This window comes from Micromonospora sp. WMMD980, from assembly GCF_029626035.1.
GTDB lineage: Bacteria > Actinomycetota > Actinomycetes > Mycobacteriales > Micromonosporaceae > Micromonospora.
This window is the reverse complement of the sequence record NZ_JARUBE010000003.1, coordinates 5663021-5683147: the sequence shown is the minus strand read 5'-3', so window position 1 is coordinate 5683147 and position 20127 is coordinate 5663021. Positions and strand designations below refer to the sequence as shown.

The window sequence follows — 20127 nt, the reverse complement described above, 5'->3', positions numbered from 1 at the left end:
TGGAAAGGCTACCGTTGTCCTGTGCCTGAACTACCGGAGGTGGAAGCGCTCGCCGGTTACCTGCGTGAGCGGGCGGTCGGCCGGCGGGTCGAGCGGTTCGAGGTGGCGTCGATCAACGCGCTGAAGACGTACGACCCGCCGCCCAGTGCGGTGGCCGGCCGCACGGTCACCGGCGCGGGCCGGTACGGAAAGTTCCTGGACGTCCGGTTCGGCGACGACCTGCACCTGGTGGTCCACCTGGCCCGCGCGGGCTGGCTGCACTACCGGGAGGCGTTCCCGTCCGCCACCCCGCTGCGGCCCGGCAAGGGTCCGATCGCGGTGCGGCTGCGCCTCGACGACGGCTCCGGGTTCGACCTGACTGAGGCCGGCACGCAGAAGAAGCTGGCCGCCTACCTGGTCACCGATCCGGCCCTGGTGCCCGGCGTGACGAAGCTGGGCCCGGACGCGCTGGCGGCCGACCTGCCCACGTTCGCCGAGCGGCTGCGCAGCCGCCGCGGCCAGGTGAAGGGAGTGCTGACCGACCAGTCCGTGCTGGCCGGTGTGGGGAACGCCTACTCGGACGAGATCCTGCACGCGGCGCGGCTGTCCCCGTTCGCGATCACCGATCGGCTCACCGACGAGCAGCTCGCCGGCCTACACGCGGCGACCCGGACGGTGCTCGGCGACGCGGTGCGGCGGTCGATGGGGCAGCGGGCCGCGGAGCTGAAGGGTGAGAAGCGGTCGGGCCTCAAGGTGCACGCCCGGAAGGGCCTGCCCTGTCCGGTCTGCGGTGACACGGTGCGGGAGGTGTCGTTCGCCGATTCGAGCCTCCAGTACTGCCCGACCTGTCAGACCGGCGGCAAGCCGCTGGCTGACCGAAGGTTGTCCCGCCTCGTACGGTGAGTAATCGCACCGGGCGATTACTGAGCGGAATCGACCGGGGATCGCGGAAGGTCCCACTCGGCGGCTCTACCCGAGCGGTCATCCATCGGTATAGTGGCTCGGTCCCCGGCTTCACAACTGACTGGGAGCCGGCCAGATCTCACCCGAGCGCGTGGGAGACTGGAACGGTGAGCGACCCGGGTCCTCACGGCGAGTGAGGGAACGGGTCATGCGGGAGGACATGGGTTGAGGTGACGACAAGCCTCCAGCGCCCGGTAACCGACACAGGCCGGAGCAAGAGCGTGCGGCACGTCGACAGCTTTGAGATCCAGCCGCCGACACCGCCGTCCCACAACGGCGTGCCCCGGTCGGGGTGGGCGCGCGCCCGGCGTCGGGTGTCCCGTTGGCACCGCCCCTACATCGCGCTGCTGCTGCTGCTCGATTTCGGCGCGGCGGCCCTGGCGAGTTTCCTGGCCGTGCAGATCTTCGAGCAGGCGGACTCCGGCTTCAAGAACTCGCCGCAGGCGTGGTTCTACACCGTGGCGTTCCTGCTGCTGCCGCTCGGCTGGGTGCTCATCCTGTGGGGCAACCGGTCGTACGACCGGCGCTACCTGGGCCTCGGGCCGGACGAGTTCAAGCGGGTGATCCGTTCCGGTGTGGCGGTCGCCGCCACCGTCTCGTTCCTGGCCTTCGCCACGGTGACGTCGCTGTCCCGGTGGACGGTCGGTTTCGCGCTGCTCGGCGCCCTGCTGCTGATCCTGCTCGGCCGGATGATCGCCCGGGCCGGCCTGCACGCGCTGCGCCGCCGCGCCGGTCAGGCCGGGCACCGGATGGTGCTGGTCGGGACGCTGCCGGAATGCCTGGAGGTCTTCACCACGGTCACCCGCCACCCGGGCGTCGGGCTGGTGCCGGTGGCCATCCACCTCACCGACGGCTATGCCGCCGCCCGTGGCCTGGAAACCCCGGTTCCGGTGTACGCGGGCCGGGACGTGCTGGCCCTGGTGCGTGAGGTCGGCGGGGACACCATCGCGGTGTGCGGCTCGGCCAGCGCCGAGCCGGGCGAGCTGCGCCGGCTGGCCTGGCAGTTGGAGGGCTCCGGCGTCGACCTGGTGGTCGCGCCGCAGCTCACCGACATCGCCGGCCCGCGGGTGCACATCCGCCCGATCGAGGGCCTGCCGCTGCTGCACGTCGAGGAGCCGACGCTCTCCGGCCCGGCGCTGCTGCTCAAGAGCCTGCTGGATCGGGTCGCCTCCGGGATGGGCCTGCTGCTGCTCTCGCCGCTCTTCCTGGCCGTCGCGCTCGCCATCCGCATCTCCGACCCCGGCCCGGTGTTCTTCCGCCAGCCCCGGGTCGGGCACGAGGGGCGCACCTTCCGGGTCTGGAAGTTCCGCACCATGTACGTGGACGCCGAGGAACGACTCGCCGGTCTGGTCGACCAGAACGAGACCGACGGCATGCTGTTCAAGATGAAGCAGGATCCCCGGGTCTTCCCGGTGGGCCGCTTCCTGCGGGCCTCGTCGCTCGACGAGCTGCCCCAGTTGATCAACGTGCTGTGGGGCGAGATGTCGCTGGTCGGGCCGCGTCCGCTGCCCGCCGACGACGGCGACTTCCTGGGCGACGTCCGGCGCCGGCTGCTGGTGCGGCCGGGCATGACCGGGCTGTGGCAGGTCTCCGGCCGCTCCGACCTGTCCTGGGACGAGGCGGTCCGGCTCGACCTCTACTACGTCGACAACTGGTCGCTGGCGTACGACCTGAGCATCCTGTGGCGGACCGTCGGGGTGGTGTTGGCGCGCAAGGGCGCGTACTAGCGTTCCCGGGGTGGGTGCCAACGTCTCCGCGGTCTTCGCCGTCGTCTCGCTGGTCACCGCGTTGGCCGCGGCGCTCTGGGCGGTGCTGCGGCTACGTGCCCGCCGGGGCATCGCCACCGCGACCCAGCGGGCCACCTACGAGGTGCTGCACACCGCCGGGCTGGCCGCCGAGCCGCTGCGGGCCGGCCTGAGCGCGGCGGACGCGGCGAAGGCCGTACGCCATCTGCGGGCCCTGGTGGGCGCGGCCGGGCTGGCGCTGACGGACCGGGACGCGCTGCTGGCCATCGACGGCGGCGGCGCGCACCACGGCGACCAGTTGGTCGCGGCGGCCCGGCGGGTGGTCGGCAGCGGGCGCTCCACCGTGCTGCACGAGTCGGAGCTGCACTGCGACCTGGTCGACTGCCCGGTCCGCGGCGCGGTGGTGGCGCCGCTGAGCGCGGACGGCCGGGTGGTCGGGGCGCTGGTGGCGGTGGCCGACGAGCGGCCGGCCCCGGGTCTGGTGCAGGCGACCCTGGAGACCGCGCACTGGGCGGGCGACCAGCTCGCCCTGGCCGAGCTGGACTCGTCGCGGGAGCGGCTGGCCCGGGCCGAGGTGCGCGCGCTGCGCGCGCAGATCAGCCCGCACTTCATCTACAACGCGCTCACCGCGATCGGCTCGTTCGTGCGCACCGACCCGGAGCGGGCCCGCGAGCTGATCCTGGAGTTCGCCGAGTTCACCCGCTACTCGTTCCGGGCGCACGGCGAGTTCACCACGTTGGCCGAGGAGTTGCGCTCGATCGATCGCTACCTGACCATCGAGCGGGCCCGGTTCGGCGAACGGCTCCAGGTGCGCCTCCAGATCGCCCCGGAGGTGCTGCCGGTGACGCTGCCGTTCCTCTGTCTCCAGCCGTTGGTCGAGAACGCGGTCCGGCACGGCTTGTCCCGCAAGCCGGGCACCGGCATGGTGAGCATCGAGGCCCGGGACGCGGGCGCCGAGTGTCACATCACGGTGGAGGACGACGGAGTGGGGATGGATCCGACCACGCTGACCGCGGGCATCGCGGAGGTGTCCGGCGTCGGCAGCGACCCGACCGACGACCCGGGGCAGCACGTCGGGCTCTCCAACGTCGACGAGCGGCTGCGGTCGGCGTTCGGGGACCGGTTCGGCCTGGTCGTCGAGACCGGCCTGGGTTCGGGTACGAAGGTCAGCATGCGGGTGCCGAAGTTCCATCCCGGCGTCCGGGTCTCGTCATGACGCTTCCCGGCACCGGTTTCCTCCGGGTGCTGGCGGTGGACGACGAGCCACCGGCCCTCGACGAGCTGGCCTACCACCTGCGCGCCGATCCCCGGGTGGCCCGGCTGCACACGGCCGGCGACGCGACCGAGGCGCTGCGGGTGCTGCGCGACGACGACGTGGACGTGGTGTTCCTCGACATCCGGATGCCCGGCCTGGACGGCATGGAACTGGCCCGGGTGCTGCGCCGGTTCGCCCGGCCGCCGGCGATCGTGTTCGTCACCGCCTACGACGACGGCGCGGTGGACGCGTTCGACCTGGGCGCCACCGACTACGTGCGCAAGCCGGTGCGCGCCGAGCGGCTGGCCGAGTCGCTGCGCCGGGTGACGGGTTCGCGGGTGGTGCCCTCGCATCCGGCGGCGCTGTCCCGGGCGGAGGAGGATCCGACCATCCCGATCGAGCTGGCCGGCACCACCCGGATGCTGCCCCGCTCGGCGGTGCGCTGGGTGGAGGCGCAGGGCGACTACGCCCGGCTGCACACCGCGGAGGGGTCGCATCTGGTCCGGGTCTCGCTGGCCACGCTCGCCGAGCGGTGGGCCGACGCCGGTTTCGTCCGGGTGCACCGCTCCTACCTGGTGCAGTTGCGGCTCATCGCCGAGTTGCGGCTGGTCAACTCCGGCTACGTGGTGGTGATCGACGGAACGGAGCTGCCGGTGAGTCGTCGGCACACCCGGGAGTTGAAGGACAAGCTGGTGCGCGCGGCCAAGCAGGACTGGAGTCGCTGACCTCCTGACGTACAATGTACGGGAATCCGTACGACAGCGTGGAGGACCGCATGTCCGACGACCAGTTCGACGCCGCCGCCGAATTCGACCGCCAACTCGACCGCCTGGTTACCCTCGGCTACCCCGCGCTCGCCGGGTTGCCCGAGGCGGCGTTCCGCGCCCGCCTCGCCCCGCTGCGCGACGCGGCCGTCACCGGGGCCGCCGCTTTGGCCGCGCCCACCGACCGGCGGGTGCCGTTCCTGCTGGTGACCACGCGGGAGCTGGTGCCGGTCGGAGAGCGGATCGCGCTCACCACGCTCGCCGGCAAGCGCAAGCCCGGCGTCCTCGACCGCAACTTCCCCGCCGACGACCTGCCCACGTTCCACCCGATCAAGGAGCTGGAGGTGCCCGCCGGGCCGGCGTACCTGCTGTTCGACGTGGACCGCGGCGAGGAGTACCGCAACCAGCCCCCGTCGGCCGCGCTGGAGGACATGACCGCGCGGGACCGGCTGCCGATCACCATCGACGAGGGCCTGGCCTTCGTCACGCTGCACCCGCCAGCGCTGGCCAGCAACAGGTGCTTCTCGCTCGTGGGCTCCCGCTGCGGCGACCGTCGGGTGCCGGCGCTCTGGATCAGCCAGGGCGCGCCGAAGCTCGGCTGGTGCTGGTTCGGCAATCCGCACACCTGGCTCGGCTCGGCCACCGCCCACCCGGTCCGGGTCGGCCTCGGCTGAGCGATCCGGTCGTCCACAACGACCCCACGCTCATCCACCGGGTTGTCCACAGGCTCGACCGGTTATCCACAGGTTGTGCACAGAGCCGTCGCCGGTGCTCTTGACATTCGCGACGAGCAGGCGAGACTGCCGGGGATGACCGCAGCCGAGGAGTCGCCGCCGGCGGGCCGGCCCGTCGAGGCGCCCGCCGTGCCCGGCCCCCGCGTGCCGCAGCGGACCCGGATCGTGCTGGCCGAGGTCTCCCGCACCGGCAACCGGGCCGACCGCACCCGGTCCGAGCTGGCCCAGCAGACCCGGGTCGGCGAGACGCTGGTGCAGGGCCTGATGCGCGCCCAGCTCTCGCTCGCCCTGCGGCTGAGCCTGCTGGTGCTGATCGGGTTGGGCGGGCTGCCGTGGCTGTTCGCCATCGCGCCCTCGGTCGGGCGGGTCACCGTGCTCGGGGTCAACCTGCCGTGGTTGCTGCTCGGCGTGGCCGCCTTCCCCTTCCTGATCGTCGTCGGCTGGGCCTACGTGCGGCTGGCGGAACGCCACGAACAGGACTTCGTCGACCTGGTCGAGCGGCCGGAGCGCTGATGGGCAACGGCTACGTGGTCCCGGCGATCGTCGCGGTCACCCTGGTCACCGTCGGCATCGGCTTCTACGGGCTGCGGCTGGCCCGCACCACCTCCGACTTCCTGGTCGCGTCCCGGGCGGTCAGCCCGACCTGGAACGCGGCCGCGATCGGCGGGGAATACCTGTCCGCGGCGAGCTTCCTCGGCGTGGCCGGGCTGATCCTCAAGTACGGCGTGGACGTGCTCTGGTATCCGGTCGGCTTCGCCGCCGGCTACCTCGCGCTGCTGCTGTTCGTGGCCGCACCGCTGCGCCGCTCCGGCGCGTTCACCCTGCCCGACTTCTGCGAGGTGCGGCTCGGCTCGCGCCGGCTGCGCACGCTCGCCACCGCCTTCGTGATCTTCATCGGCTGGCTCTACCTGGTGCCGCAGTTGCAGGGCGCCGGGCTGACCCTGGCCACGCTGACCGGCTCGCCCTACCCGGTCGGGGCACTGCTGGTGGCCGTGGTGGTGACCGCGAACGTGGCGCTGGGCGGCATGCGGGCGATCACGTTCGTGCAGGCGTTCCAATACTGGCTCAAACTCACCGCGCTCGCCGTACCCGCGATCTTCCTGGCGTTGCAGTGGCAGGCCGATGCCCGCCCGGCGGTGACACCGCCCGACGGACCGGCGTTCCGGACCGCGACCACCGTGGTGGTCGAGCACCGCGCGACGCTCACCCTGCCCGACGGCGACGTGCGGGAGGTACGCCCCGGCGACCGCCTCGACTTCGCCGCCGGCGACCCGGTGCCGGAGGTGTCCGGCGCGGCGATCGCCGCCACCGACTGGCTGCTGCCGGACACCGCGGGCGACGACGACCGCAGCCTGTTCGCGACCTACTCGCTGATCCTGGCCACGTTCCTGGGCACCATGGGGCTGCCGCACGTGCTGGTGCGCTTCTACACCAACCCCGACGGCGCCGCCGCCCGGCGCACCACACTTGTCGTGCTGGCCCTGGTCGGCGTCTTCTACCTGCTGCCCACGATCTACGGTGTGCTGGGCCGGATCTACACCCCGCAACTGCTGGTCACCGGTCAGACCGACGCGGTGGTGGTGCTGCTGCCCGGCGCGGCCCTGGGGGACGGCACGACCGGCCGGCTGCTCGCCGCGCTGGTCGCCGCCGGGGCGTTCGCGGCGTTCCTGTCCACCTCGTCCGGCTTGCTCACCAGCGTGGCCGGGGTGATCTCGACGGACGTGCTGGGCCGCGGCTCGGTGCGCGGGTTCCGGCTCGCCACGGTGATCGCCGGCGCGGTGCCGGCGCTGCTCGCGCTGAACGTCTCCGGGCTGGACGTCTCGCAGGTGGTGGGGCTGGCGTTCGCGGTCGCCGCGTCGAGCTTCTGCCCGCTTCTCGTGCTCGGCATCTGGTGGCGCGGCCTGACCGACCTCGGCGCCGCCGCCGGGGTGGTGGTCGGCGGCGGCGCGGCGATCGGTGCGGTGTTGCTCACGGTGCTGGGGCCACCGCTGACCGGTTGGCCGGCGACGCTCACCACCCAGCCGGCGGCGTGGACGGTGCCGCTGGCGTTCACCGTGATGGTGGTGGTCTCGATGGCCAGCCGGCGGCGCCTGCCACGCGACGTCGGCACCACGATGCTCCGCCTGCACACCCCGGAGTCGCTCCGCCTGTAAGGAAGGGCCCCTTCTTAACGCATTCGGTAGAGGAAGGGGCCCCTGTTAACAACCGGGCCTCAGCAGGCGTCAGTGCCGGCACAGAGCCGGCTCGCCACCGACCTGACGGTCCCACGGGCCTCGGCCGGTGTGGTCTGGTGATCGAGTCGCATCTGCGCCACGAGATCGCCCTGCCGTACGAAGATCCACCGGTTCGACGTTCCGCCGATCTCGCTGCCCACCAGGACGGCGTCGTCACCGCCCAGCGACTCAGCCAGGATCGACAGGGAGTCGCCGGACGCCATCAGCTCACATCCGGTGACCAACTGGCGGACCCGCTGCATGACAGTGGCCGCAGAGGTGCCGGAGTGCCGGGTGACCCGTTCGACCAGCCGGTCGGAGGGCGAGTCGAACGCCGCGGAACGGCTGGCCACCTGCCTGACGTCGAGCGACGGTGACTCGTTCACGCAGAACTGGCTGATGAATTCGAGCGACCAGTCGCCGTCCACGTCGGTACGCATCGTGAAGCCGTCGGGCAGGTCGGCGAGTTGCAGCATCGCCGCGACCGGAATCGCCCGGCTGGGCGGCCGAACGGGCGGGCTCCCACTGGTGGCGGGCGCGCCGGAGGGCGTGGTCCGACTCGGCTCCGGTTCCGCGCTCGGCGTCGACACGGTCGACCCGGACGGGGACGGCGTGGGTGCCGGCGTGGTGGCGTCGACGGTCGCCGGCGGCACCGGTGGTGGTGCGGCGTCCGGGTGGCGGGCCAACGCCACCACGCCGGACGCGACCACGCCCACCGCGACCGCGGCGGTCAGCGCGGCGGCGACCCGGTTACGCCGGCTACGGCGCCGGCCGCGACTGCGAACCTGCTCGGTGGGCGCCCAGATGAGGTGTTCGGTGTCCTGGTAGAGATCCGAGAAGATCGGGTCAGGCATGGCGGACCTCCTCCGGGAGCGTCACGTCGAGGAGTGCGGCGAGAGCCCGGCGGCCCCGGGCGAGGCGCGCCTTGACGGTGCCGCTGGGCGTGCCGAGCTGCGCGGCGATCTCGGCGACCGACAGGTCGGCCAGGTGGTACAGGACGATGACCTGCCGTTGCTCGGCCGGCAGCCGTCGCAGCGCGCTGATCAGCGCGACGGTGTTCTCCGAGGGTGGACCGACGGCAGGTGGTGGCCCGTGCCGCCGGTACGCGACGACGCTGTTGCGCACCTTCCGCCAACGATTGACCAGGAGCCGATACCCGACGGTACGGACCCACGCCTCCGGGTCGTCGTACGTGCCGACCCGTGACCAGCGCTGCCAGGCCCGCACGTACGCCTCCTGGGCCGCGTCCTGGGCCTCGCTCAGGTCACCGCCCAACGCGTAGAGCACGGTGACCACCCGTTGCCTGCTGCTCCGGTAGAACTCCTCGAACCCACTGTCCGGATCCATCTCTCTCCCCGTCGCCGTCCCTGCGCCTGACACCCGCCCGCGGAGCTCCCGGTTGCAGACGGTCGGCGTACCTCTCAGGTATGACGGGAAGATCGTCCTCCGGCCGGAGCGGCGCTGGCCGGGGCGGGCTACCGTCGGAGCATGACCGATCAGCACCCGGCCCTGTCCCTGCGTGGCCTGGCCAAGCGCTTCGACACCAAGGTCGCGGTGGCGGGCGTCGACCTGGCCGTGCCGACCGGCTCGTTCTACGGCCTGCTCGGCCCGAACGGGGCCGGCAAGACCACGACCCTCTCCATGGCCGTCGGCCTGTTGCGGCCCGACGCCGGTGAGGCCCGGGTCCTCGGGTACGACGTCTGGGCCGATCCGGTACGCGCGAAGCGCCTGCTCGGCGTGATGCCGGACGGCGTACGGCTCTTCGACCGGCTGAGCGGGGCGGAGCTGCTGGCGTACCACGGTCTGTTGCGCGGCATGGACCCGGCGGTGGTCGACCAGCGGGCGGCGGAACTGCTCGACGTGCTGGCGCTCAGCGACGCGGGCCGCACCCTGGTGGTCGACTACTCGGCTGGCATGAAGAAGAAGATCGGCCTGGCCTGCGCGCTGCTGCACGGCCCGCGCCTGTTGGTGCTCGACGAGCCGTTCGAGGCGGTCGACCCGGTTTCGGCGGCGCTGATCCGGGACATCCTGCACCGCTACGTGACCGGCGGCGGCACGGTGGTCTTCTCCAGCCACGTGATGGAGGTGGTCGAGCGGCTCTGCTCGCACGTGGCGATCCTGGCCGATGGCACGATCAAGCGGGTGGGCACGCTGACCGAGGTGCGCGGCGACCGTTCGCTGGAAGACGTGTTCGTCGAGGTCGTCGGCGGCCGGACCGCGACCGGCGAGGAGCTGTCGTGGCTGTCCCGGTGACCGCCGAGCGGCCGACGCGGGCCGTCTCGCCCCGCCACTTCGTCCGGCTGAAGCTGCGGGTGCTCGGCAACAACTTCCGCGGTCAGGGATGGCGGGTCGCGCTGTTCGTGGTGGGCGTGCTGTTCGGGCTCTGGTTCGCCGCGGGCGGATTCCTGGCGCTGGCCGCGCCCGGCCTGGCCGGCGAGCCCCGGTACGCGCTGATGACCGCCGCGTTCGGCGGCGGCGTGCTGACGCTCGGCTGGCTGCTGCTGCCGCTGGTCTTCTTCGGCGTGGACGAGACGCTGGACCCGGCCCGGTTCGCGCTGCTGCCGCTTGCCCGCCGTACCCTGGTCACCGGCCTGCTCGCCGCCGCCCTGGTGAGCGTCCCGGCGGTGGCCACGGCGCTCACCGTGACCGGGCTGGTGGTCACGTCCGCCGCGCTGGGCGGATGGCCGGCCGCGCTGGTCGGCGCGCTCGGGGTGGTCGCCGGGGTGCTGGTCTGCGTGGCCGAGGCGCGCGCGGTGACCAGCGCGTTCGCCACCATGTTGCGGTCCCGCCGGGTACGCGATCTGGCCGCCGTCCTGCTCGCGGTGCTGGCCGCCCTGCTCGGGCCGTTGCAGCTGCTCGTGCTCGCCGCGGTGCGCAACGCCGACTGGGACCGGCTGACCGGGGTGGCCCGGGTGGTCGGCTGGACGCCGTTCGGCGCGCCGTGGACCGCCGGGATCGACGTGGCGCAGGGCCGGACCGGTGCGGCGGTGCTGAAGCTGCTGATCGCCGTCGCCACGCTCGGCGTACTCCTGCTGTGGTGGTCGCGGTCGCTGGAGTCGGCGATGGTCGGCGCGGTGAGCGCCGGGCCGGCGAAGGCTCCGCGCGGCGCGGTCGGCGGCGCGATCGCGCAGCTCTTCCCCCGCGCAGTCGCCTGGGCCCGGCGGGACCGGTTCGGCGCGCTGGTGGCCCGGGAGTGCCGCTACTGGTGGCGGGACGCCCGGCGCCGGGCCAACCTGATCACGGTCGCGGTGGTCGGCGTGTTCGTGCCGGTGATGGTGAACCTCGGCGGGGCCTCGTTCAGCACCGAGGGCGGAGCGGCGTTCGGCGGGGCCAGCGCCAACTCGTCCCCGGTGCTGGTCAGCATCTCGATGGTCTTCGTCGGGGTGCTCGCCTCGGTGACGCTGGCCAACCAGTTCGGCTTCGACGGCAGCGCGTACGCCGCCAATGTGGTCACCGCCGTACCCGGGCGGGTGGAGCTGCGCGCGCGGATGGCGGCGTTCTCGCTCTACGTGGTGCCGATCCTGCTGGTGGTGGCGGTCGTGCTGGCGACCGTGCTCGGGCGGCCCGAATGGCTCGGGGTGATGACCGGCGGGCTGTTCGCCGCGTACGGCTGCGGGCTGGCGATCAACGGCTTCATCTCGGTGCTCGGCGCCTACTCGCTGCCGGAGACGAGCAACCCGTTCGCCATGAACACCGGCGCGGGGATCGCGAAGAGCCTGCTCACGCTGCTCTCGATGATTGCATCGGCGGTGGCGGCGGTGCCGTTCGTGGTGGCCGCGGCCCTGCTCGGCGACGGCTGGCTCTGGCTGGCGCTGCCGGTCGGCCTGGCCTACGGCACGGGCGCCGCGCTGCTCGGCGCCTACCTGGCCGGGGACGCGTTGGACCGCCGGCAACCGGAGCTGCTGTCCACGGTCACCCCGAAGCGCTGATGCCGGTCGTCGAGGCGGTCGTCACCGTGCCGGTCCCGCCGGACGTGGCGTTCGCCGTCTCCCAGACCGTCGCCCCGGTGCGCTACCGGTGGGACCCGTTCGTCCGCGAGCAGCACTTCACCGACGGCGCCACCCGGCCCGGTCGTGGCGTGCGCACCTTCACCCGCTCCCGGCACGGCCTGACCATGGTCAGCGAGTACGTCTCCTGGTCGCCGCCGACGAACGTGGGCATGAAGATGGTCCGTGGGCCGTGGTTCTTCGAGCGGTTCGGCGGCGGGTGGCGCTTCGCGCCCGGCCCGCAGCCGGGCACCACGGTGGCCACCTGGCGCTACAACTTCCGGTGCCGCCCGGCGTTCCTGCGCCCGGTGGCGGAACGGGTCGGCACGTGGCTGCTCGGGCGGGACATCCGCCGCCGGATCGCCGGCTACGCGGCCGGCTGCGCCGACCCGGAGGTGCTGGCCGCCGCCCACCGCTCGCTCGCCACCTAGCTCGGCGCCGTCGGCGTCCGCCGAAAAAGGGCGCTACATGGTGCGGCGCATGGCCGCGTAGACGTGGTGGCCCTCGCCCACGCTGAGGACGTTCACCAACTCCCAGCCGTAGTTCGACAGGTGCTCGACCGCCTCCATCAACGGCGGGAAGCCACTGCTTCCCCACTTGTGCCGGGCGATGATCATCAGGTGCCGGTGCGGGTAGGCCCGCAGGTCCACCTGGCCACCGAGGACGGCGTCCGCGCTGACGACGCGCTCCTGGGCGAGCTTCTGCGGGGGTACGAGAGCCATGCCCCCGCAGGGTAGGCGGCTCAGTCGAGTGGTGCCCGGTGGAAATGCGCGACCAGGGAGCGCCAGGCAGCTCGGCAAGCACCGCGGGGCGGCACAATGTTTCACGTGAATCATGAGCCGGGTGCCGAGATCCACCACACCGACCCGTTCGCGGTGCCGGCCGGGCAGCGTTCGCCGGTTCGCCGGCTACGTGGCCGGCTGGCCGCTCCGGTGACGCTCTGGACCGCGCCCGGCCCGGCCGGCCTCACCGTCTCCTCCACGCTCGTCGCCGAGGGGGAACCGGACCGGCTGCTCGGCCTCGTCGACCCGGAGTCGGAACTGTGGGCGGCGGTCGAGGAGGCCGGCCGGTTCGCGGTCACCCCACTGGGACCGCCCCACCGGCAACTCGCCGACCGCTTCGCCGGCCTGTTCCCGTCGCCGGGCGGGTTGTTCGCCCTCGACGCGTGGACCGAGACGCCGTACGGGCCGGTGCCGGCGGGCGCGGGTGGGTGGGCCGGCTGCCGGCTCGACGCCGCCCGGGAGTACGGCTGGGGCCTGCTGGTCGAAGCCACCGTCGAGGCGGTCGACCTCCCCGGTGAGACCACCCCCCTGCTGCACTACCGGGGCCGCTACCGGGAGCTGACCGACTAGGGACCTCCGGACCGAGCGGCCCGGAGGTCCCTGGCCGGGCTACTTGGCGAGTCCGCCGCCGCGCTGCTGACCGTTCGACGGGCCGGACGCGCCGCCGCTCGGCGGTCGGGCGCCCGGGGTGCCGCCCCGACCCGCGTCGGGGGTGGAGGTCATCCGGGCGATCGCGGCCGTGCCCCCGTTCTGGACCTGCGCGATCCGTTCCGTCGGGCTCTCGCTGCCCCGCAGGTAGGCGCGTTGGACGTCCTGGTTCGAGTAGCCGCCGCCGCGGACCGCGTCGCGGACGGTCCGGGTCTCCTCCCGGTAGGTGAAGCCCCGCTGCCCGGGTGGGCCCGCCGTGCGGAAGTCCAGCCCGGTCGCGGACTGCGTCAGGTATTCCGTCATCCCCTCCACCGTCGAGTCGGTGAGCCGGCTGCCGGGCGCCTGGAGGCTGGGGTGCTCGATGCGGTGGAAGTTCTCGTGGGCCTGCGCGAACACGGTGTGGTTGTGGGGGTTGAGGTAGGTGGCGCGTTCCCCGACCGGCCCCCGCGTGGTGATGCCTTCGACGTGCGCGGCACGCTGGAACGCCTGCCCGGGTGCGCCGGCGTCGTTGGCCGCCACCTGGGACACGAACTCGCTGTAGCCGGGGTGGTGCACCCGGCTGTCGTCCGCCAGCGTGGACCGGTGCTGGTCGGTGTACATGTCGCTGCCGGTCAGATAGTTGCCGACGATGTTCCGGGCGCGGTCGTTGTTCTGCTCCGCGGTCGGCCGGACCACGTGGTCCGGCTCCGGGGAGGGGGTCGACGCCGTCGGCTGCCGGCTGACGCGCCTGATCTCGCCGGTAGCCGCGTTGCTGATCTGGATGTCCGTGCGGCCGGGGTCCTTCGCCCGGACCGCCGCCTCGATCCGCGCGCGCCAGGCGGCGTCCACCGCGAACGGCACCAGCACCGTCGTCCGGCGGGCGTTGCTGCCGCTGTGCACGTAGTCGACCTGGATGCTGCTGTTGTCGTCGTAGGGCAGGTAGAGGTGCCCTCTCGTCGCTGGCATGGCACTCCTTCCGAAGGTGCCCCCCACGACGGCTCGGGTTCCGTCCCGGTTCAGCGCCGTCCTGGATCCGACCGGTTAGCGGAGTGATGTGCGTCACTCGGCGCAGCCGTGGTGCCGTTCGGCGCACCCGTCGACCGGGACCCGACTGAGCCTTTCGCGGCGGGAAGCGCGCTCTCTAGCGTGCGCGGAAATCCCCCACGCCTGCGAAGGTGGTGATCCACAGATGTCCACGGACACACCCGCGTCCGCACCCTCCGAATCGACGGCGGAAAGGTACCTAGCCGTCCAGCGGTCGGACGAGTTCGCCGGGTTGCGGCGCGCGCTGCGCGGCTTCGTCTTCCCGATGACCGTCGCGTTCTTCCTGTGGTACGCGCTCTACGTCATCCTCTCCGCGTACGCGCGGGGATTCATGGGGACGAAGCTGGTCGGCAACATCAACGTCGCCCTGGTCTTCGGCCTGCTCCAGTTCGTCTCGACGTTCGTCATCGCCTGGCTCTACTCGCGGTTCGCCAACCGGCGGATCGACCCGGTCGCCGACCGGATCCGCGCCGAGATGGGGGAGGTGACCGATGAACACGGTCCTCGCGGCTGAGGCGGGCAGCACCACCGCCCGGAACCTCACCATCACGCTGTTCCTGATCTTCGTGGCGATCACGCTGGCGATCACCGTGTGGGCCAGCCGGCAGACCAAGACCGCCACCGACTTCTACGCCGGTGGGCGTTCCTTCTCCGGCTTCCAGAACGGCATGGCGATCGGCGGCGACTACATGTCCGCCGCGTCCTTCCTGGGCATCGCCGGCATCATCGCCCTCTACGGCTACGACGGCTTCCTCTACTCGATCGGCTTCCTGGTCGCCTGGCTGGTGGCGCTGCTGCTCGTCGCCGAACTGCTGCGCAACTCCGGCCGGTACACGATGGCCGACGTGCTGGCGTTCCGGATGCGGCAACGGCCGGTGCGGACCGCGGCGGCGGTCTCCACCATCACCGTGTCGATCTTCTACCTGCTGGCCCAGATGGTCGGCGCCGGCGCGCTGGTGGCCCTGCTGCTCGGCATCAAGCCGGGCACCACGTTCCTCGGCATGGACGCCGACACCGCCAAGGTCGCCACCATCATCATGGTCGGCGCCCTGATGATCATCTACGTCACCGTCGGCGGCATGAAGGGCACCACCTACGTCCAGATCGTCAAGGCGTTCCTGCTGATGAGCGGCGCGATCGTGATGACGCTGCTGGTGCTCGCCAAGTACAAGTTCAACCTGTCCTCGCTGCTCGGCGACGCGGCCGACGCCTCGGGCAAGGGGGCGGCCTTCCTCGAACCCGGGCTGCGCTACGGCGTCGAGACACCAGGCGACGCGCTGAAGACGTTCTACAGCAAGATGGACCTGCTCTCGCTCGGCATCGCCCTGGTGCTCGGCACCGCCGGTCTACCGCACATCCTGATCCGCTTCTACACCGTGCCGACCGCGCGGGCGGCCCGCAAGAGCGTGCTCTGGGCGATCGGCATCATCGGCGCGTTCTACCTGCTCACCCTGGCCCTGGGCTTCGGCGCCGCGGCGATCGTGGGCGGGCAGGCGATCACCGCGCAGGACAAGGCGGGCAACACCGCCGCACCGCAGTTGGCCGAGGCGCTCGGCGTGGACTTCCTCGGCGGGAACCTGGGTGGCGCGACACTGCTGGCGATCATCGCGGCGGTCGCGTTCGCCACGATCCTCGCCGTGGTGGCCGGATTGACGTTGGCGTCGTCGTCGAGCCTGGCGCACGACTTCTACGCCAACGTCGTCAAGCACGGGCAGGCGTCGGAGCGGCAGGAGGTCAACGTCGCCCGGATCTCCGCGCTGGCGATCGGCGCGGTCTCGATCGTGCTGTCGATCTTCGCGCAGAGCCTCAACGTGGCGTTCCTGGTCGCGCTGGCGTTCGCGGTCGCCGCCTCCGGCAACCTGCCGGCGATCCTCTACAGCCTGTTCTGGAAGCGGTTCAACACCTCGGGCGCGGTCTGGGCGATCTACGGCGGCCTGCTCGCCGCCGTACTGCTGGTGTTCTTCTCCCCGGTCGTCTCCGGCGCGCCGACGGCGATGTTCCCCGACCACGACTGGCACTGGTTCCCGCTGTCGAACCCGGGCATCATCTCGATCCCGTTCGGCTTCCTCTGCGGCTGGATCGGCACGATCCTGTCCAAGGAGAGCGACGACGACAAGTACGCGGAACTGGAGGTGCGCTCGCTCACCGGCGCGGGCGCGCACTGACCGACACGGTCGGGAGGCGGGGCCCTGCCACAGGCGGGGGCCCCGCCTCACCTGTATAGGGTGGCGGGCATGAAGGTCGCTCCCCGGTTCGGCGCCGGTCACCGCATCCTCGTCACCGGCGGCGCCGGATTCGTCCCGTCCCACCTGGTCGACCGGCTCGTCGAGCGCGGCTGCACCGCGGTGGTGCTGGACAACTTCGTCACCGGGTCCAAGGACAACGTGGCCCACCTGCTGGAGAAGCCCACCTTCACGCTTGTCGAGGCGGACATCTCCGACGGCCTGCCCACCGACCACCCGGCGATGGCCGAGCGGTTCGACGCGATCCTGCACATGGCGTCCCCGGCCAGCCCGACCGACTTCGAGAAGCTCCCGGTGGAGATCCTCCGGGTCGGCTCGGTGGCCACGCTGGCCCTGCTGGAGCGGGCCACCGCCGACGGCGCGCGGTTCCTGATGGCCTCCACCTCCGAGGCGTACGGGGACCCGAAGGAGCACCCGCAGCGGGAGACGTACTGGGGCAACGTCAACCCGATCGGCATCCGGAGCGTCTACGACGAGGCGAAGCGCTTCTCCGAGGCGGCCACCATGGCCTACCACCGCAGCCGGGGTACGGACACCGCGATCGTGCGGATCTTCAACACGTACGGGCCCCGGATGCGCCCGGACGACGGCCGCGCCATCCCGACCTTCATCTCCCAGGCGCTGCGCGGCGAGCCGATCACCGTGCACGGCACCGGCAACCAGACCCGGTCCATCTGCTACGTCGACGACCTGGTGCGGGGCATCCTGCTGCTGCTCGACTCGACGCAGGCCGGCCCGCTCAACTGCGGCACCGAGCACGAGATGTCGATGCGGCAACTGGCCGAGACGATCGTGTCACTCACCGGAAGCAGTTCCGAGGTGAGCTACATCACCCGCGCCTCGGACGACCCGGAGATGCGCCGCCCCGACCTGACGCTCGCCCGTGAACTGCTGGGATACGAGCCGACCGTGACGCCCGAAGACGGCCTCGGACGCACGATCGCGTACTTCCGCGAGCGGCTAGGGTACTGAGCCCGGCTGTCAGCCGGCTGGAAGCCGTGCGCGCCTGAGGGCGGCGGTGGCCCGACCGACCTACCCTCGGTTACATGTCAGCGACCTCGTCTGCCGGCGCTCCCCTCTCCCGCCCCCTGAACCGGGGCGCGGGCCGCGCCCAGGTTCCCGGCTCCAGCCGGGGTGCCAACGCACGCGCCCGCGCCACCGAAGCCCGCTGGTACCCACCGCACGACGAGGCGCCCCGCTCGGGCGGACCCGGCGGGCCGGGCGGGCCGGCCGGTCCCGGAGAGCCGGGCGGCGGCTCCGGCGGGCCGGGACGCCGTCCCCGCCCGCGCTGGGGCCGGATCGGCCTGGTGGCCGGCGTGGCGGTGCTGGTGCTGGCGTTGCTCGGCGGCGTCGGCGCCTGGTTCTACGCCCGCAACCTCAACGACGACCTGGCGCGCACCGACCCGTTCTCGGAGATCACCGGGGGCCGGCCGGCCAAGCAGGTCGACGGCGCGTTCAACATCCTGCTCGTCGGCAGCGACTCGCGGGACCCGGACGCACCCGTCGACGGCGCCGGCAAGTGGCGGGCGGACACGCTGATCGTCATGCACATCCCGGCCGACCACAAGCGCGCCTACCTGGTCTCCGTGCCGCGTGACCTGTACGTGCCGATCCCGGAGAACGCGGGCGCGTCCTGCGACTCGGGCTCGCGCAACAAGATCAACGCGGCGTTCGCGTTCGGCGGGCTGCCGCTCGCGGTGAAGACCGTGGAGTGCTTCACCGACGTACGCATCGACCACGTCATGGCCATCGACTTCGCCGGCTTCAAGGACGTCACCGACGCGCTGGGCGGGGTCGACCTCAAGGTGGAACGGACCGTCACCTCGATCCACAAGCCGTACCGGACGTTCACCAAGGGCGTGAACCACATGAACGGCGCCGAGGCGCTGGACTGGGTCCGGCAGCGCAAGCAGTTCCCGGACGGCGACTTCGCCCGGATGCGCCACCAGCAGGAGTTCCTGAAGGCGTTGATGGGCAAGGCGGCGAGCACCGGCACGCTGACCAACCCCAAGAAGCTGAACGACTTCCTCAAGTCGGTGACCGCCGCCGTCACGGTCGACCAGGGATTCTCGTTGACCGACATGGCGGTGCAGTTCCGCAGCCTGCGCGGCGAGAACCTGACGTTCGTCACCAGCCCGAACCTGGGCGGGCAGACCATCGACGGCCAGTCGGTGGTGGTCTCCGACCGGGAGAAGGCGCTGGCGATGTACCAGGCGATCGTCGGGGACAAGATGGCCGACTGGGTCAAGGCCAACCAGAAGGGTTCGGACGACAACGCCGGCGGCTGACGACCGGCCCCTCGCCCTCGCCCGTTCGGACACATCTCGGGAACATCGGCCGGGATTGACGGGATTACCCGCCTCAGGAGGTCGCGAGAACGGGAACAGGTACGTAAAGTGGTCCCGCCCCCGATCACCGAGCTGGAGCACGAATGTCGGTCCAGACCAGTCGTCGCCCGCACTCACCGGCACCCGGTTCCTCCGGGCGGGTCCCCCCGGTCATCCCCACACAGCCCGGTCCCGGCGGCCGTGGCCCCGGGGGCGGCGGTGGGCAGAAGAAGCGCACCAGGCGCAAGGACCCGCTCTGGGCGAAGCTCACGCTGGCGTTCGGCGCCATCCTGATGGTGACCAGCGGCGTGGCGATCGTCGGCAGCAAGGCCGTGATCGGTCAGGCCACGAGCAACATCGCCCAGCGGAACCTGCTCGGCGACGCGGGCAAGACGGACGCCGAGGGTGGCGCCAGCCTCGAGGGCCCGATCGACATGCTGCTGCTCGGCGTGGACGCGCGGGCCCGCTGGGCCGCCGACGACGTCCGGTCGGACACGATCATCATCCTGCACATCCCGGCCAGCCACGACCAGGCTTACCTGATCTCGATCCCCCGGGACACCGAGGCGCACATCCCGCCGTCCGAGAAGGCGGGCTGGAAGGGCGGCACGGACAAGATCAACGCGGCTTTCCAGGTCGGCGCCCGCAACGGCGGCGGCTGGGAGGGCGGTGCCCAGATGATGGCCAGGACCATCAAGGGGATGACCGGCATCAGCTTCGACGGCGCCGCGATCATCAACTTCGGCGGCTTCAAGAACGTCATCGACGCGATCGGCACGGTGCGCATCTGCGTGACCGAAGAGGTCTCCTCGCTGCACATGTCGATGGTCGACGGCAAGCCGATGTGGAACGCGGACGCGAAGAAGACCGGCAAGGCCATGAAGCCCGTGACCTACAAGAAGGGCTGCCAGGAGATGGAGGGCTGGCAGGCGCTGGACTACTCCCGGCAGCGCAAGACCCTCCGCAACGGTGACTACGACCGGCAGCAGAACCAGCAGCAACTGATCAAGGCGATGGCGAAGAAGGCGTCCCAGAACGGGACGCTGAGCAACCCGCTCAAGCTGAACGCGCTGATCAAGGCGGCCGGCAAGGCCTTCGTCCTGGACACCGGCGGCACCTCGATCGAGGATTTCATCTTCACCATGAAGGGCGTGACCGGCAACGACCTCGTCGCGCTGCGCACCAACGGCGGCACCTTCAACGGCAACGGGAACAACCGCGAGGCGCTCAACCAGCTCAGCATGGACATGTTCCAGGCGGTCAAGGACGACAAGCTCGCCGAGTTCGTCGTCAACAACCCGAGCGTGCTCTCCACCCGGAAATAGCGGAAGCCGGCACCGGCCGGCCGGTCCCCCCGTAGCCTGATGTGAGCGGGTCTCATGTCGACGCCACGGGGGGATCGTCACGTCCAGGCCAGCACGGAACCGACGCGGGCGGGGTCGACCGGCCCGCTGGCCCCGGTTCC

The 20127-nt window shown here is 71.8% G+C and carries 20 protein-coding genes; 16 read left to right on the top strand and 4 right to left on the bottom strand.

All coding sequences use genetic code 11. The features are described from left to right. Positions 1–21 precede the first annotated feature (21 nt). The 7 genes from O7618_RS26825 to O7618_RS26795 all read left to right on the top strand — a co-directional run bounded on the left by O7618_RS26825 (position 22) and on the right by O7618_RS26795 (position 7593). Positions 22–882, top strand: coding sequence for a DNA-formamidopyrimidine glycosylase family protein (locus tag O7618_RS26825; RefSeq protein ID WP_278108916.1), 861 nt, complete (start codon positions 22–24; stop codon positions 880–882). A 281-nt stretch (positions 883–1163) separates the two neighbouring features. Then, entirely contained in the window at positions 1164–2669 is a 1506-nt protein-coding gene (locus O7618_RS26820) for a sugar transferase (protein WP_278108915.1), read from the top strand. A gap of 10 nt (positions 2670–2679) precedes the next feature. Next, complete coding sequence (locus O7618_RS26815) at positions 2680–3903, top strand: histidine kinase (RefSeq protein ID WP_278108914.1); 1224 nt, start codon at positions 2680–2682, stop codon at positions 3901–3903. Continuing rightward, positions 3900–4667, top strand: coding sequence for a LytTR family DNA-binding domain-containing protein (locus O7618_RS26810; RefSeq protein ID WP_278108913.1), 768 nt, complete (start codon positions 3900–3902; stop codon positions 4665–4667). The genes O7618_RS26815 and O7618_RS26810 overlap by 4 nt, the downstream gene beginning before the upstream one ends. Before the next feature lie 50 nt (positions 4668–4717). Then, positions 4718–5380 carry a DUF5701 family protein gene (locus tag O7618_RS26805; RefSeq protein ID WP_278108912.1) on the top strand — a complete coding sequence of 221 codons (663 nt, stop codon included), beginning with the start codon at positions 4718–4720 and terminating at the stop codon, positions 5378–5380. A 135-nt stretch (positions 5381–5515) separates the two neighbouring features. Next, complete coding sequence (locus O7618_RS26800; protein ID WP_278108911.1) at positions 5516–5953, top strand: hypothetical protein; 438 nt, start codon at positions 5516–5518, stop codon at positions 5951–5953. Beyond that, entirely contained in the window at positions 5953–7593 is a 1641-nt protein-coding gene (locus tag O7618_RS26795) for a cation acetate symporter (protein ID WP_278108910.1), read from the top strand. Before O7618_RS26800 ends, O7618_RS26795 begins: the two co-directional genes overlap by 1 nt. 59 nt (positions 7594–7652) lie before the next feature. On the opposite strand, the gene O7618_RS26790 is transcribed toward O7618_RS26795, so the two are convergent. Together O7618_RS26790 and O7618_RS26785 are read right to left on the bottom strand one after the other, a co-directional pair. Next, positions 7653–8507: a hypothetical protein gene (locus O7618_RS26790; RefSeq protein WP_278108909.1), complete on the bottom strand. Its 855-nt coding sequence runs from the start codon at positions 8505–8507 to the stop codon at positions 7653–7655. Continuing rightward, positions 8500–9000, bottom strand: a complete 501-nt coding sequence (locus O7618_RS26785) for a SigE family RNA polymerase sigma factor (protein WP_278108908.1) — start codon at positions 8998–9000, stop codon at positions 8500–8502. The genes O7618_RS26790 and O7618_RS26785 overlap by 8 nt, the downstream gene beginning before the upstream one ends. 141 nt (positions 9001–9141) lie before the next feature. Between O7618_RS26785 and O7618_RS26780 the strand changes: the two genes are divergently transcribed. The 3 genes from O7618_RS26780 to O7618_RS26770 are packed head-to-tail and all read left to right on the top strand — an operon-like array spanning position 9142 to position 12070. Then, on the top strand, positions 9142–9906 hold the full coding sequence (locus tag O7618_RS26780) for an ABC transporter ATP-binding protein (RefSeq protein ID WP_278108907.1): 765 nt from the start codon (positions 9142–9144) through the stop codon (positions 9904–9906). Continuing rightward, complete coding sequence (locus tag O7618_RS26775; protein WP_278108906.1) at positions 9891–11582, top strand: ABC transporter permease; 1692 nt, start codon at positions 9891–9893, stop codon at positions 11580–11582. The genes O7618_RS26780 and O7618_RS26775 overlap by 16 nt, the downstream gene beginning before the upstream one ends. Then, positions 11582–12070, top strand: a complete 489-nt coding sequence (locus O7618_RS26770; protein ID WP_278108905.1) for an SRPBCC family protein — start codon at positions 11582–11584, stop codon at positions 12068–12070. The genes O7618_RS26775 and O7618_RS26770 overlap by 1 nt, the downstream gene beginning before the upstream one ends. 33 nt (positions 12071–12103) lie before the next feature. Here O7618_RS26770 and O7618_RS26765 read toward each other — a convergent pair whose 3' ends face one another. Then, entirely contained in the window at positions 12104–12361 is a 258-nt protein-coding gene (locus O7618_RS26765; protein WP_278108904.1) for a hypothetical protein, read from the bottom strand. Positions 12362–12457: 96 nt separating this feature from the next. Between O7618_RS26765 and O7618_RS26760 the strand changes: the two genes are divergently transcribed. Then, complete coding sequence (locus O7618_RS26760) at positions 12458–12991, top strand: flavin reductase family protein (RefSeq protein WP_278108903.1); 534 nt, start codon at positions 12458–12460, stop codon at positions 12989–12991. A gap of 39 nt (positions 12992–13030) precedes the next feature. Here the strand turns inward: O7618_RS26760 and O7618_RS26755 are convergent, their stop codons facing one another. After that, positions 13031–14014: a hypothetical protein gene (locus O7618_RS26755; RefSeq protein WP_278108902.1), complete on the bottom strand. Its 984-nt coding sequence runs from the start codon at positions 14012–14014 to the stop codon at positions 13031–13033. 223 nt (positions 14015–14237) lie between these two features. On the opposite strand from O7618_RS26755, the gene O7618_RS26750 reads away from it, so the two are divergent. The 5 genes from O7618_RS26750 to O7618_RS26730 all read left to right on the top strand — a co-directional run bounded on the left by O7618_RS26750 (position 14238) and on the right by O7618_RS26730 (position 19987). Then, positions 14238–14606 (top strand): DUF485 domain-containing protein, encoded by a 369-nt coding sequence (locus O7618_RS26750; RefSeq protein ID WP_278108901.1) that lies wholly within the window; start codon positions 14238–14240, stop codon positions 14604–14606. Next, on the top strand, positions 14584–16257 hold the full coding sequence (locus O7618_RS26745; RefSeq protein ID WP_278108900.1) for a cation acetate symporter: 1674 nt from the start codon (positions 14584–14586) through the stop codon (positions 16255–16257). Before O7618_RS26750 ends, O7618_RS26745 begins: the two co-directional genes overlap by 23 nt. Before the next feature lie 69 nt (positions 16258–16326). Continuing rightward, on the top strand, positions 16327–17307 hold the full coding sequence (locus O7618_RS26740) for an NAD-dependent epimerase/dehydratase family protein (RefSeq protein ID WP_278108899.1): 981 nt from the start codon (positions 16327–16329) through the stop codon (positions 17305–17307). A 74-nt stretch (positions 17308–17381) separates the two neighbouring features. Continuing rightward, positions 17382–18623, top strand: a complete 1242-nt coding sequence (locus O7618_RS26735) for an LCP family protein (protein WP_278108898.1) — start codon at positions 17382–17384, stop codon at positions 18621–18623. Between the two features lie 143 nt (positions 18624–18766). Further along, positions 18767–19987, top strand: coding sequence for an LCP family protein (locus tag O7618_RS26730; RefSeq protein ID WP_278108897.1), 1221 nt, complete (start codon positions 18767–18769; stop codon positions 19985–19987). Positions 19988–20127 lie beyond the last annotated feature (140 nt).

What these genes read in the sequence shown, in the direction of transcription:
- O7618_RS26750 (WP_278108901.1), top strand. Translation starts at nt 14,238, where the DNA reads ATGTCCACGGACACACCCGCGTCCGCACCCTCCGAATCGACGGCGGAA.
- O7618_RS26795 (WP_278108910.1), top strand. Translation starts at nt 5,953, where the DNA reads ATGGGCAACGGCTACGTGGTCCCGGCGATCGTCGCGGTCACCCTGGTC.
- O7618_RS26805 (WP_278108912.1), top strand. Translation starts at nt 4,718, where the DNA reads ATGTCCGACGACCAGTTCGACGCCGCCGCCGAATTCGACCGCCAACTC.
- O7618_RS26800 (WP_278108911.1), top strand. Translation starts at nt 5,516, where the DNA reads ATGACCGCAGCCGAGGAGTCGCCGCCGGCGGGCCGGCCCGTCGAGGCG.
- O7618_RS26765 (WP_278108904.1), bottom strand. Translation starts at nt 12,361, where the DNA reads ATGGCTCTCGTACCCCCGCAGAAGCTCGCCCAGGAGCGCGTCGTCAGC.
- O7618_RS26785 (WP_278108908.1), bottom strand. Translation starts at nt 9,000, where the DNA reads ATGGATCCGGACAGTGGGTTCGAGGAGTTCTACCGGAGCAGCAGGCAA.
- O7618_RS26730 (WP_278108897.1), top strand. Translation starts at nt 18,767, where the DNA reads ATGTCGGTCCAGACCAGTCGTCGCCCGCACTCACCGGCACCCGGTTCC.
- O7618_RS26755 (WP_278108902.1), bottom strand. Translation starts at nt 14,014, where the DNA reads ATGCCAGCGACGAGAGGGCACCTCTACCTGCCCTACGACGACAACAGC.
- O7618_RS26780 (WP_278108907.1), top strand. Translation starts at nt 9,142, where the DNA reads ATGACCGATCAGCACCCGGCCCTGTCCCTGCGTGGCCTGGCCAAGCGC.
- O7618_RS26735 (WP_278108898.1), top strand. Translation starts at nt 17,382, where the DNA reads ATGTCAGCGACCTCGTCTGCCGGCGCTCCCCTCTCCCGCCCCCTGAAC.
- O7618_RS26810 (WP_278108913.1), top strand. Translation starts at nt 3,900, where the DNA reads ATGACGCTTCCCGGCACCGGTTTCCTCCGGGTGCTGGCGGTGGACGAC.
- O7618_RS26760 (WP_278108903.1), top strand. Translation starts at nt 12,458, where the DNA reads ATGTTTCACGTGAATCATGAGCCGGGTGCCGAGATCCACCACACCGAC.
- O7618_RS26740 (WP_278108899.1), top strand. Translation starts at nt 16,327, where the DNA reads ATGAAGGTCGCTCCCCGGTTCGGCGCCGGTCACCGCATCCTCGTCACC.
- O7618_RS26770 (WP_278108905.1), top strand. Translation starts at nt 11,582, where the DNA reads ATGCCGGTCGTCGAGGCGGTCGTCACCGTGCCGGTCCCGCCGGACGTG.
- O7618_RS26745 (WP_278108900.1), top strand. Translation starts at nt 14,584, where the DNA reads ATGAACACGGTCCTCGCGGCTGAGGCGGGCAGCACCACCGCCCGGAAC.
- O7618_RS26790 (WP_278108909.1), bottom strand. Translation starts at nt 8,507, where the DNA reads ATGCCTGACCCGATCTTCTCGGATCTCTACCAGGACACCGAACACCTC.